The sequence below is a fragment of the Neobacillus sp. Fa239 genome (assembly GCF_055395235.1).
The window spans coordinates 3,397,688-3,410,713 of sequence record NZ_AP041611.1 but is presented as its reverse complement, the minus strand read 5'-3'; the positions used below and the strand labels follow the sequence as shown (position 1 = coordinate 3,410,713).

At 39.3% G+C, this 13,026-nt stretch carries 12 protein-coding genes; 6 read left to right on the top strand and 6 right to left on the bottom strand.

Going from position 1 to position 13,026, the window contains the following annotated elements:
• Positions 1-127 precede the first annotated feature (127 nt).
• The 3 genes from ACZ5XR_RS16560 to ACZ5XR_RS16550 are packed head-to-tail and all read right to left on the bottom strand — an operon-like array spanning position 128 to position 3,779.
• A complete protein-coding gene (locus ACZ5XR_RS16560) occupies positions 128-1,189 on the bottom strand; it encodes a Ger(x)C family spore germination protein (RefSeq protein ID WP_464502347.1) in 1,062 nt (353 codons plus the stop codon).
• Positions 1,189-2,277 carry a GerAB/ArcD/ProY family transporter gene (locus ACZ5XR_RS16555; RefSeq protein WP_464497405.1) on the bottom strand — a complete coding sequence of 363 codons (1,089 nt, stop codon included), beginning with the start codon at positions 2,275-2,277 and terminating at the stop codon, positions 1,189-1,191. The genes ACZ5XR_RS16560 and ACZ5XR_RS16555 overlap by 1 nt, the downstream gene beginning before the upstream one ends.
• A 17-nt stretch (positions 2,278-2,294) precedes the next feature.
• The gene (locus tag ACZ5XR_RS16550; protein WP_464497404.1) at positions 2,295-3,779 is read right to left on the bottom strand and encodes a spore germination protein; all 1,485 of its coding nucleotides are present in this window, start codon (positions 3,777-3,779) and stop codon (positions 2,295-2,297) included.
• Between the two features lie 211 nt (positions 3,780-3,990).
• Here ACZ5XR_RS16550 and ACZ5XR_RS16545 point away from each other — a divergent pair, with 211 nt between their 5' ends.
• On the top strand, positions 3,991-4,401 hold the full coding sequence (locus ACZ5XR_RS16545; RefSeq protein WP_464497403.1) for a hypothetical protein: 411 nt from the start codon (positions 3,991-3,993) through the stop codon (positions 4,399-4,401).
• A gap of 54 nt (positions 4,402-4,455) precedes the next feature.
• Here ACZ5XR_RS16545 and guaC read toward each other — a convergent pair whose 3' ends face one another.
• Positions 4,456-5,439 (bottom strand): GMP reductase, encoded by a 984-nt coding sequence (guaC, locus tag ACZ5XR_RS16540; RefSeq protein ID WP_464497402.1) that lies wholly within the window; start codon positions 5,437-5,439, stop codon positions 4,456-4,458.
• Positions 5,440-5,760: 321 nt separating this feature from the next.
• Between guaC and ACZ5XR_RS16535 the strand changes: the two genes are divergently transcribed.
• Entirely contained in the window at positions 5,761-6,843 is a 1,083-nt protein-coding gene (locus ACZ5XR_RS16535; protein ID WP_464497401.1) for an anion permease, read from the top strand.
• Between the two features lie 314 nt (positions 6,844-7,157).
• On the opposite strand, the gene ACZ5XR_RS16530 is transcribed toward ACZ5XR_RS16535, so the two are convergent.
• A complete protein-coding gene (locus ACZ5XR_RS16530) occupies positions 7,158-7,298 on the bottom strand; it encodes a hypothetical protein (RefSeq protein WP_464497399.1) in 141 nt (46 codons plus the stop codon).
• Positions 7,299-7,494: 196 nt separating this feature from the next.
• On the opposite strand from ACZ5XR_RS16530, the gene ACZ5XR_RS16525 reads away from it, so the two are divergent.
• The 3 genes from ACZ5XR_RS16525 to ACZ5XR_RS16515 all read left to right on the top strand — a co-directional run bounded on the left by ACZ5XR_RS16525 (position 7,495) and on the right by ACZ5XR_RS16515 (position 9,964).
• Positions 7,495-8,685, top strand: coding sequence for a MalY/PatB family protein (locus tag ACZ5XR_RS16525; protein ID WP_464497398.1), 1,191 nt, complete (start codon positions 7,495-7,497; stop codon positions 8,683-8,685).
• A 71-nt stretch (positions 8,686-8,756) separates the two neighbouring features.
• Positions 8,757-9,401, top strand: a complete 645-nt coding sequence (locus ACZ5XR_RS16520) for a hypothetical protein (protein ID WP_464497397.1) — start codon at positions 8,757-8,759, stop codon at positions 9,399-9,401.
• A 59-nt stretch (positions 9,402-9,460) separates the two neighbouring features.
• Complete coding sequence (locus ACZ5XR_RS16515) at positions 9,461-9,964, top strand: DinB family protein (protein ID WP_464497395.1); 504 nt, start codon at positions 9,461-9,463, stop codon at positions 9,962-9,964.
• Positions 9,965-10,372: 408 nt separating this feature from the next.
• Here the strand turns inward: ACZ5XR_RS16515 and ACZ5XR_RS16510 are convergent, their stop codons facing one another.
• Entirely contained in the window at positions 10,373-10,948 is a 576-nt protein-coding gene (locus tag ACZ5XR_RS16510) for an isochorismatase family protein (protein WP_464497394.1), read from the bottom strand.
• Positions 10,949-11,287: 339 nt separating this feature from the next.
• On the opposite strand from ACZ5XR_RS16510, the gene ftsZ reads away from it, so the two are divergent.
• Entirely contained in the window at positions 11,288-12,496 is a 1,209-nt protein-coding gene (gene ftsZ, locus ACZ5XR_RS16505) for a cell division protein FtsZ (RefSeq protein WP_464497393.1), read from the top strand.
• The last annotated feature ends 530 nt before the right edge of the window (positions 12,497-13,026 follow it).

Below are 13,026 nucleotides of genomic sequence, written 5' to 3'. Positions count from 1 at the left end.
AGAATCTGTCTCCTCTTCGATTATATGATGGATTCAATTAATCATACAACATTCAGCCAATTTAATTTTTACTTAAAAAAATAGAGCCAAAGCATAGCACAAATTCTATGTTTGGCTCCTTCATTCATCATTCGATAACCCCTGATTCCATAATCTCTACATTTGCATGAACGCTTACTTTCAGGTTTTGATAGTCAGTTTTCCACTTATTAAAATCAAATTTCCTTGTCCTGCTTTTAACAAAATGACCAAATCCTACAGGATCAATCTTTTTTTGCTGAAATTCTTTTATTAGCTTGAGACACTCGCGCTCAATATCTTTTTTTAGTTTTTTCTCGACCGCTTCAATTTCCTTTGGTGTAACGCGGTTTCCGGAAAACTCATTCAATACTCCCTTTATTTTAAGCTGTACATCAACCGTATTAGGATTCCTTGAAACAAGTTTCATTTTGTATTTTGATTGAATACTATCAATGGCTGCTCTTTCCTTCCCAATTTTCGCTTTTAATGTTCCTTTACTATATTCGTCGACAAGGAGCTTGAAATAGAACATTTTATCAGCAGGAATGGAATGGACAACTCGGCCAATATTAAAAAAGCTGATTCCGCTTATTTCGATTTGATTTTTACCAAGTAATCTTATTGTGGGAAGATATGGTGCTTTGCCCTTTTGATAAAAATCAAATAAGAAACGCTGAAGGTTCGTTTTAGGGACATCCTTGTTTTTCATATTATGTCGAATCAGATTGGATAAATAAATGGCATTACCCCGTTTTCCATAATTCCCATCAACTAATTTTTTTGCCTCACCCTCTGTTACGGCTAGGTAAAGGGTGTCACCAACACTGGCATCCCGCATGAATGAGTCAATTAGGTCTAATATCCCTTTTTTTTTGGCAAGCTGTTCACCAAACAGGACCACTTTAAGGCTTCCTGTTACAAGGGGGTCAGAAGATTGCCGCTGTATATCTCGTAAAAAATCTCTGCTTAAATCAGAATAGGCCGTATAGGTTTTATTTTCTACCGTTTTATCCGGCAAATAAACAGGGACTAATGCGGTTCCTCGGATCTTATTGTCAATATAGTCATAGGCAGCTCCACTTTCCAAGTTGACATCATCGACTATTTCTTTTTCAACACAACCAGTCAAAAGAAAAGCTGCAATCATGAGAGCAAGGATGATCCTCATCACTTCTTTTTCACCTTCTTCACAATCAACATTACGAAAAAGAGGAGGGGGATATATCCGTAATTTAAGAAAAAGGAAATTTTTCCAGTATAGTCAATTAAGGTGTTAATTTGGTCCCTTGTTTGAAAAATACTAATCGTAAATAAACAAATAAGAGCCATTAAGATAACACCTTTTTTTTGCTTCAGATTGGTCACTCTTCTTAAAATACGGCTTGAACACCAAAGTGCAATACAAAAATTAGGGAGAATGACTATATTCCAATTGGCGATACCAATGTATTCAAACCGTTCTACAAAAGGCATTTCGACAATTTTCCACATTGTTAAGGTAGCCCAAATATTTTTTTGAAGCTGCTCCTCAGAAAAATAACCAAAAGTTATGACGGTAAGGAGTGTATAGAGAATCGTGGTATAAAGTACACCTAAATGGGCCCACTTTTTTGATTTTTGCGGCTCTTTGATATAAGGATAAATAAATAATAGAACTTCCCAACCAAGATAGGTAAGTGACATTTGATATGCGGCTAAAAGCAAATCTTTAATCGAATGATCTAAGATTGGCAGTAAATTTCGGAAGTCTGCATACGGTAGGGTAAAGAAAAAAGTAAATATTAAGTAGGAGGGAAGGACGACGCCAAAGAATCCGATTCCTGTTACGGTTCTAAATCCTCCGTAAATAATGTAGATGCCTAAACCGCAAAATGCCAAGGTATACCAAAAGGTACTGAGATCTTGAAACATCCAAACTTGGACAACCTCGATAAATGTTCTGAGCAATGTGTCTGCAATTAGAGCAAAATATATGATAAATGGTATGGACACGATCTTTCCGATTTTATTTCCAAGCACGAAAATATGAGCGGATACGATATCACCATCAGCTATCTCACAAATTTTGTACATCATCCATAAAATGATATGCACACATAAACCGGCAATGATGACAGAAATCCATGCGTCATATCCCGCGGTCAAGGCGATGATGCGCTGGAACCCTAGAACGCCAATACCAAATTGCATCGTGTGGAGTAGAAAAAAAACTAAAAAAGGAGATATTTTTGCTTTTTCAGGCACTAATTGTTCCATAGCCCTTCCTCCGCTTCCTATTCGTCGATATCGCCTTTTTTCTTAGCTTTTTCCTTAACGGTAAAACGAACAGGGTTTTGTGTCCTTAAATACTGTGGTCTAAGCCTGCTGAACGGAAGTCGAATCAAAGCATCTTTAAGATCCGACATTCTTGGTGGATATAATGGTTCTAAAAAAGGCTTATTTAGGGAAGTAAGCCGAATTAAGTGTGTCATTAAAATACAAAAACAATATACAATTCCCAATAGTCCCCACAACTCAGCGAAAAACAGGAATGGGAAACGCAATAAACGAATCGCATTACCCATTTTATAAACAGGTGTTGTAAAAGAAGCCAGGGCCGCCAAGGCCACGATAATCAATAGAACGTTACTCGTTAAGCCTGCTTCGACCGAAGCAGTCCCAATAACGATACCGCCCACGATACCAATTGTCTGACCGACCTTGGTTGGTAGTCGTGCTCCTGCTTCCCTTAGTAATTCAATGGTCAGCTCCAAAAAGAGAGCTTCCAAAATGGGGGGGAGTGGGATTTCCCTGCGGGAGGTTACTAAAGTATTCATTAGATCCTTTGGTATTAATTCGTAATGATAGGACAGGGTTGCTACATAAACAGGTGTTATTAAAATAGAAAAGGCAACCGAAAAAAGTCGAATCAACCGAAAAAAAGAGGAAAGGAGCCAATTTAAAAAATAATCCTCAAAGGAACCGAAAAACTCAACCAGCGTTGTTGGTGCAATTAGTGCTTGTGGAGACCCATCTACTAAAATGGCAATTTTACCTTCTGCCAGAATGGCTGTTACCCGATCCGGACGCTCGGTATCCAGAAGCTGAGGGAAGGGAGAATTTTTATTGTCAGAAATTAATTGGACGATATAGGAACTATCTGTAATAGCATCAAATTGAATGTTTTTAATTCTGTCTTCTACTGTTTTTACATTCTCAGGATCAGCAATTCCGTCCATATGTAACATGGCAATGCTTGTTTTAGATAGGGACCCAATTGTTACTTCTTTAATAATTAGTTCTTTAACCGGAAGTCTTTTGCGAATTAAATTTATATTTTGCGATAAGGATTCTACAAAAGCTTCCTTTGGTCCGATTACACTAAATTCAACCTCTGGCGTTGTAATGCCGCGGACAAGCTCTTTTTGGGCAGCGATAAAGGCAAAATTTTTACTGTCTGACTCAAGTGTTAAAAGAACATATCCATTAAACAATTTCTGTTCAATCACATTTGGGTCATTGCTGACTTGAACGTCAGTATTTGGAATGATTTTCTTTACATCCTCAATTTTTTCGAAATTCTTTTCCATTAAATATGGGAGTGCATTCTGTTGTAAAATGCTTTCATCAATAAGTGTTGAAATAAAAGAAAATGAAAAGGTTTTATTGGTTTGCTGGTTGCAATAGTGAACCTTTTTAAAATCATTGGAGCGCAATAAGTATTGTTCCAGTGACTCTCTATCGATCTGTTGGTCATGCTTTTTAGTAAACCAACCCATAATGTTGTATCACCACCGTTATCAGCATGATATTTATTGTTTCCTTATCTGGAGTGATTATTAATTTTTGTTGATAATTGGTAAAAAAAATTGTGGAGATCGTTAGAAAACGAAAAAGTCGAAGTGCCAAATCCAATGCATGTTAAATAGGCAACACAATAAATAGGGCTACACATAAAATAAAGAAGACTAAAGGGCTGGAGTGGGTTCAATGGATGATTCAAAAAATAATGGAAATGTCAGAAATGATTCCAACGATAAAAAGAGGCAAAAAATTATTGATCTGGAAAATGAATTAGCATTCGCACTTTGGATTCAAGTTTTAGGTCAAATCATTGAACTTAAAAGTTTATCTGCTCTATTGGTAATTGAAGAAGATACGAATATCATGGGAGAACAACAAATCCTGACCGGTGTTTGGATCAGGACAATCGGACAAATTTTAGAAGCTATTTCAGTATCAAAACAAATAAGAGAAACCAATCAAATAAAACTTATAGAAGAACAAAAACTCGCCATAGCCGGAGATCTCCTTGTATCAATCGGTTCAGCAATAGAAGTCATCGGGGGAATCCAAGTCCTTGAAGAAGAAACAGCTAAAATTCCTGGAATCGTTCCATAAAAAAAGGGGCCAGTCCCCCGTCGCTTTAAAGCGACGGGGGACTGGCCCCAAATATTAATATATTTTATCACCATTAAAGATTGAGTTTTTAACTATAACGTAGTCTACAGTGCGAATGGCTTCCAGTTTGTTTCCACCGGCGTAGGAAATGGAGGATTGAAGGTCTTGTTCCATTTCGATTAAAGTATCGATTAATGGACCTTTGTGCTCTACATACATTTTTTTACCTTCAACATTTTTCTTTTCGCCTTTTTGAAACTCGGAAGCGGATCCGAAGTATTCTTTAAAGCATTTTCCATCTTTCTCAATGGTTTCTCCAGGTGATTCCTCATGTCCGGCAAACAGAGAACCAATCATGACCATTGATGCACCGAAACGAATGGACTTAGCGATATCTCCATGTGTACGAATCCCGCCATCGGCAATTATTGGCTTACTTGCTGCCTTTGCACACCAGCGCAGTGCTGCCAATTGCCAACCGCCCGTTCCAAACCCTGTTTTGATCTTCGTGATGCAAACCTTACCTGGTCCGATTCCCACTTTCGTTGCATCTGCACCAGCGTGCTCTAATTCTCTTACTGCTTCAGGAGTTCCTACATTTCCTGCGATAACAAAGCTTTCAGGCAAGTGCTTTTTAATATGTTGAATCATCTCAATAACGGCATTGGAATGACCGTGTGCGATATCAATCGTAATAAATTCCGGAGTAAGCTGCTGTTCTGCCAATTGTAGAATGAATTGATATTCCTCCTCCTTGACACCTACACTAATTGATGCGATTAAACCACGTGATTTCATATCTTTAACAAAAGATAAACGCTTTTCGGGTTGAAACCTATGCATGATATAGAAATAACCATTTTCTGCTAAGAAAATTGCAATCTTTTCGTCAATAATCGTCTGCATATTGGCGGGCACCACTGGCAATTTAAAGGTATGTCCCCCAAAATTTACGGTTGTATCACACTCTGATCGGCTTTTCACCACAGATTTTGCAGGTATTAATTGAATATCTTCGTAATCAAACACATTTTCCATGTACCGCACCCCTAAACACGAATATTAAAGTTAAATTTGATAAAATTGTTCGCCCATAAGGTAATTTACCTTATTTTATGTAATAAGTCAAAGATTATTTATAAATCGTATGTTATGTTTTTCTTTATCTCTGTAAAGTGGCGGGGGACTGACCCCGAAAACTGCCTGAGAAAAAATCTGAATATTTTGTATTGATTATTAATGAAGGGGACTGTATAATAAGCATCATATAAAATTATTCCTACCCGAATAGTGTGAATTAAACGTTCAAAACATTGGGAATTATTTTACCTACAAATTTGACTGAAGGGGAGATTAAACATGTTTTGGACTTATATGGCTTATCTCATCGCTTTCTTTTTTGCAATGAATATAGGGGCAAGTGGAACGGCCGCATCAATGGGTTCTCCGTATGGTGCGGGTGCGATAAAGAGTAAGCGCATCGCAATGATTTTGGTGGCGTTGGCTGCTTTTCTCGGTGCGGTTCTCGGTGGCGGAGAGGTCGTAAAAACCATTGGAAATGGGATTATCCCTTCATCTGACCTCAGCATTAAATTGGTCGTCTTGATCCTTGCAGGAGCAACACTGACCCTGTTCATCGCGAATTTAATGGGGATTCCTTTATCAACAAGTGAAGTGACCGTCGGATCGATTGTGGGTGCAGGAATTGCTTTCAAAGACTTGTACATTGATAAGCTAATCGTGATTGTCTCCTTCTGGATAATTGTTCCGATTATCTCTTTTGTGATTACCTTTGTCCTTGGAAAGGTTATAGCTGCTTCAGAAAAGCGTTGGAATGGCTTGACGAAACAGGGGAGATGGAAAAAATGGCTCGCCTGGTTACTTGTGTTGGGTGGCTGTTTTGAGGCTTTTTCTGCGGGAATGAATAATGTTGCCAACGCGGTCGGACCTCTGGTCGGAGCCGGAATGCTTTCCACGAATAAAGGAATTTGGATTGGTGGGCTTTTCGTCGCCATTGGGGCCATATTGCTGGGCAGCAGGGTCATGGAAACAAACGGTAAGAAAATCACAAAACTATCTCTTTTAGAGGGAAGTGCTGTTTCCTTTACCGGAGGAACGCTTGTAACCATCGCTTCACTATTTGGACTGCCAATTCCGTTGACACAGGTTACCACCTGCGGGATTTTAGGGATTGGAGCATCGCAAAATGGATTCGGCATTTGGCAAAAATCGGTGATCAGTAAAATTATTAAAGTTTGGCTCATCTCACCGCTTGCTTCTTTAGTTATTTCTTATACGCTTATCAATCTGTTAATTCAAACAAACATTTATAATATTTTCATCATCTTGAGTACATTGATTGCGGGAGGCGGTGTGCTAAGCTTGTCAGCCAATGTTAAGGAAGAGAATCGTACAACACATGATGAGGGGGGAGGCATTTAATTAAAGCTCTGTTGGTGAAGTGGCCAACAGGGCTTTTTCATTGGATGCAAGGTCATCTTTTTTAAAAGGCTCGTTTAAACTTGATTGTTGATTGCAGCGAAGTGGCCTCGCTTTCCGCGGGGAGGTCCGGGAGCCTCCTCGGTGCTTAGGCGCCTGCTGGGTCTCCCGTGACCTCTACTTCCCGCAGGACATTGATTTACATCCTTGAATCCGCCCACGCACGAAGGAAATGCGATAGCATTTTCGTGGAGTCGAGCGCCCTTCGCTCCGATTAACTGTTGTACAAAAACAACATTCGCCTTTATCGCAGCCAATTAAAAAAACGACTTCACCCTTTCATGCTGTTTCTTACATTCTGTACAGGTATATTCAATCTCTAAAGCATCTTCTCTTACCATATGCTCGGTTTCTTTTTTACATTGATCACAATAAAGCTGTTTTGGCATTTCAATCATTCCGCAAGCCTCCAGTATTATTCGGATTTGTCAGCATTCCATTGAAGAATATTATCCCTAAAAAAAGGAAAAGAATAACGACATTTAAAAATGATTGATATTTACTGTCGATATAAATGGAAAAACTTGCCCTAATCGTTTACCATTTTAATTAGAATTCGCTCCATATTTTATATGTAGAGGAGGTTCATGATATATGAAATACAATTTTGATGAAATTGTTAATCGGAGAGGGACGTTTTCAGTAAAATGGGATGGAGGCAAGTTTATTAAAGAAGTTGGTCTTACTACAAGATATGACGAGGAGACGATTCCATTATTTACAGCAGACATGGATTTACCTGTTCCTCAACCCTTAATTGATGCCTTGCATATAACCGTTGACCACCGAATTTTTGGGTACTCCATCTTTCCTGACGAGTATTATGAGGCCATACAGCATTGGTTCAAGAAGCGCCATGATTGGACCATCCATAGGGAGGAAATCCTATACAGTCCAGGAACCGTTCATGCTTTGACGATTGCGGTGAGAGCATTAACAAAGCCAGGAGATGGGATTATGATCCAGCGTCCTGTTTATCCCCCTTTTACGTCAGTGATTGAAGCAAACCATAGAGAAGTTGTCAATAATCCCCTTAAATGCGACGAAGAGGGTTATTATCAGATTGACTTTGAAGATTTTGAAGCTAAAGCAAAACTGGAAACAACAAAGATGTTCATATTATGTAATCCTCAAAATCCGACAGGGCGAATTTTTAAAAGGGAAGAGTTACGGATGTTAGCCGATATTTGTTCGAAACACAATGTCCTCATTGTGGCGGACGAAATTCATGGTGACCTTATTCGGTGCAATCAAACCTTTATTCCGATTGTAAAAGCAGCTGAAAGTGTGGACCATATTATTACGTTTACTGCCATCAACAAGACTTTTAATGTAGCCGGGCTCCATTGTACCAATGTCATCATATCGAACCCGGAACTTCGCAAAACAATGAGTCAAGTATTGGGAATGCACTTACCATCACCCTTTACGGTTGCTGCCCTTATTGCCGTTTATCACGAGGGGGAAGAATGGTTAGACCAACTGAAGGAATATATTGATGGTACAATGAATTGGGTTGTAGAATTTTTAGCGGATAGGATGCCGAAAGTTAAGGTGAGAATCCCTGAAGGAACCTATATCATGTGGATGGACTTTCATGATTATGGCTTAACACCTGACGAAGTTCATGACAGGATTTATAATAAAGCCAATGTTTTATTAGAGGATGGGAATAAGTTTGGCGAAGAGGGTATGTCTTTTCAAAGGATTTGTATTCCGTCACCGAGACCTATGATCAAAGAAGCATTTGAACGAATCGCCAGAGAATTTGATGATATCAAATAGAAAATTAGTCCATAACACTTGTAATTGGATGGATAAAAAAGAAATTTTTTAATTGGAGAGGTTGTAGGATTATGTCGAATAGGACACAATATGTGTGGTATGCGAGTTATGGCTCGAATATTAATGAGGATCGATTTTTATGTTATATAAAAGGTGGAAGTCCGGCTGGTTCCTTGAGAATGGAGACAGGCAGCAAGGATTCATCTCTCCCTGTGGATGAGTCTACATATATTATCCACCACCCCCTATATTTTGCAAAGGAAGCTGAAGGATGGCATTCTCAAGGTGTTGCCTTTATCGGATTAAAGCAAAATGCAGAAAGTGTTACATATAGTAAGATGTACTTAATTACAATGGAACAGTTTTTGGATGTTGTAAAGCAAGAAAATAGTGGGATAGAAGTGGATATTGATTTAAGCGAGGTAATAGAGAAAGGAGCACTCATTTATCGGAAAAATTCTTGGTATGGAAATATTCTTTATCTTGGCGAACAAAAGGGGTTTCCAATTTTTACCTTTACTGCACCGTGGGATATTAACGACATAGATTGGAAGAAACCTTCTCATCAATACTTAGGCACGATTATTAAGGGCTTAAAAAAGAATTATACTACTGAAAAAGTCTATGATTACTTCAAAAATAAGCCAGGAATAAAGGGTAACTATTCAGATGAAGAATTAGCGAAATTAGTGGAGTCTGACCTGCTCCTTCTTTAACGCTTTAATGCACCGGGGGTCAGACCCCAAAATAGACCAAATGATGGAGGGATTTTCACATGTATACTTCTGTAGCTGAGTTTATTCAGGAATGGAATCAAGAGGGCGCTTCGACTCAAAAGGTTTTGGATGCGTTAACGGATGAATCTCTTGGGATGGAGGTTTCTCGGGAAGACCGATCGCTAGGGAGGATTGCCTGGCATGTTGTGACGAGTACACCTGAGATGTTGAATGAGTTTGGGATTAAGACTGAGAAGGTGGAAAACTCAACTTCCATTCCAACTAATGCTAATGTGATCGCTGACGCTTTTCGGAAGGTAAGTGCCGACACTGTGGAAGCCGTGAAGGAGCAGTGGACAGATGAATCATTAAAGGACATGGTAAATGTGTTTGGAATGACTATGCCTAAAGCAGTTACACTTTCTCTTCTCCTCAAGCATATCATCCATCATCGCGGACAAATTACCGTCCTTATGCGCCAGGCAGGGTTAAAGGTACCTGGAGTATATGGGCCTGCTAGAGAAGAATGGAGTATGATGGGGATGGAAGTCCCAATCATTTAGAAACAACGAAATACTTTTTTAAGCATACTGGAGACAGTGTGCTTATTTTTTTGCCGGAACCTTTTTGATGATGAATGGAGATAGGAATATAGGAGATTGAGATGTAGATTTATTTTTTACTTGAAAAAACGAATAATAAAATATTCGAGCAAAGCAAGAGGAAACAGACAATAGGAATAGAAAGTTTAGAATAGAGTGCACTTATTTACCTCCCTTTTAAATGTGAAGTAAGAATGCATGACTAAAAATTGTATTTCTATAGTTATAGTCTACGTTGAAAACGCTAAGGAATGATTGAAAGAGTGTAAATATTTCGTTAAATTTAATCAGAATTTAAGGAATGGTTTCAAAATGATGGTCTAAACAAACAGCCCTTTTTGATGAGCTGTTTGTTGTAGAAATACATCTTTAATTCGCTGATTCATTTACCTCAATTAAAAATTGCTCCAGCGTTCTTACCTTCCCGATACGTGGGAAAATATATTTAATGCTGGCCTCATGCTCCTCCTGACTGAAAGTAGTCATGGCATCTGTGATGAATATTTGGTTGTACCCAAACTGAAACGCCTCTCTGGCAGTGCTTTCTACCCCAATATTAGTCGCAATCCCGCACAGTACAATTGTATCGATGCCTCGACGGCGAAGCTGCAAATCTAAATCAGTTCCAAAAAAAGCTCCCCATTGACGTTTTGTAACAACATAATCACTGGTTCCAACACCAAGCTCCGGTGCAAATTCAGCCCAATCAGCAGGACGCTGAACGGAAGTGTTCGATGATTGGTCTGTTATCGGTTTTAATGCATCCTTCCCGTCCAGAAAATTTACTTTAACAAAAGAAATAAACCCTTCATGTTGACGAAATAAAGAAATTAGCTCAGTGGTTTTTTCGACTACCGCTTGACCGCCCGGCATAGCAATTATCCCTTTTTGGAGATCAATGATCACTAAAGCCGTTTTTTTAAAATCGATTTTCAATGAACTCATTCATAGGTCCTCCTCGATGGAAATCAAATCTTTTTATATCATACAAGATTAAAATGGTAAATACTAGTTTTTGCAATTTCTTCATAAATATAGTATAATTATCTGAAAATTTAGATATGTGTAATCTTGAATTAGCAGGAAAATGAAAAATAGCTAGAAAATTATACCTATTGGCCATGAATGACAAGAGTACTATATTAAAAAGCTTATTATTTTGATAAAATAAAAGAATATAAGCAATTATTTATTACATAATGCGAAAGTCTAACAATTCAAAAGGAAAATATGATTCTTTTCGAATAAAGGGCAGGTATTTTGAAGGATGTAGGAGGAAGAAAAATGTGGGATTTTGACATGGGCATAGATCAGGTTGCAAGAATAAAAGTGATTGGTGTCGGCGGTGGTGGTAATAACGCCGTTAACCGAATGATTGAGGATGGAGTTCAAGGTGTAGAATTTATTGCCGTGAATACCGATGCACAAGCGCTTAAACTATCAAAAGCTGAAATTAAAATGCAAATTGGGTCCGCTTTAACTAGGGGATTAGGAGCAGGTGCCAACCCGGAAGTAGGCAGATTAGCTGTTGAGGAAAGCAGGCTGCAGCTTCAAGAAGTCCTAAAGGGAGCCGATATGGTATTTGTAACAGCCGGTATGGGTGGCGGAACAGGAACGGGGGCTGCACCAGCCATTGCGCAAATTTCCCGCGAACTTGGCTCGCTAACCATTGGGGTTGTCACTCGTCCGTTCGGATTTGAAGGTCATAAAAGGTCTAAAAATGCTGCAAACGGAATAGAACAGATGCGCGAAGCGGTAGACACGTTAATTATTGTTCCTAATGATCGCCTATTACAAATTGTTGATAAAAGAACACCAATGATCCAAGCCTTTCGTGAGGCTGATAATGTCCTTCGTCAAGGGGTTCAAGGGATCTCGGATTTAATTGCTGTCCCGGGATTGATCAACCTGGATTTTGCAGACGTGAAAACAATCATGACCAATCAAGGAACGGCCTTAATGGGGATTGGCGTGGCAAAAGGTGATGGCCGTGCAGTGGAAGCAGCGAAAAAGGCTATTTCGAGTCCTTTATTAGAAACTTCTATTGATGGTGCATCAGGTATCTTAATGAACATCACTGGCGGAAGTAATTTAAGTCTTTTTGAAGTACAGGAGGCAGCCGATATCGTCGGTTCTGCAGCAGATAATGACTTAAATATGATATTTGGTTCGATTATTAATGAAAACCTAAAAGATGAAATCATGATCACAGTAATAGCTACTGGATTTGAGGAGAGAGAGAATCGCTCGTCCAATCCTCCATTGAAAGAAAGCAGGCCGCCACTATCGCGCCATAGCCGTGATCAGATGGTACATGAAACAGTATCACATGAATATGGTCGTCATAGAGAACATCCAGAACGAGATCGTCCAAAGAAAAGGCAGGAGCAAGAAGAAGTATCGCATGACAATGGCAGACAAAGACACCAACCAGAGGATTCACTCGAAATCCCAACCTTCTTACGAAATCGAAACAAACGTTTTAATAAATAATCTATTAAACAGCAGACCATCAGGCTGCTGTTTTTATGTGCGCTTGGCAGCGCATCGCTCTAATGGGTGAAAGTCCCTAACATGCCGTTGTGGCGGAAATGTATAGCTGACAGGTAGTGCGAGTATCGTGAGATTTCGTGCGGAGGACTTGAAGGCAAAACTCGGAACAGGTGGCTGTAACCATGTTGGCTGGTAAGGTGGGATAACCTTGCATAAAATGGGGATGTCCAATACCACTCTGTATCTTATTAGTTATGAGGACTGGATTCGAGTGAAAGGCGATGAACGTGACCCAAGGAGATCTCATCATCTCCACCGTAGGTGGTAACTCTTTTTCAAAGCCGCGAAGGACAAGAAATGGATTATGGAAGGTGAGAAGTCAGAGCAGGGGATAGTAGTGAATAAACTTGTTGGAAACGCCACAAAGACAAGTGACTTATCACAAAGTTGATAAGGCGGGCACTGACTCAAAAGGCAGTGGACTGATGCGAAGCCCGTCTGTCCATCGAAGAAAAGCAATACGAACTTAT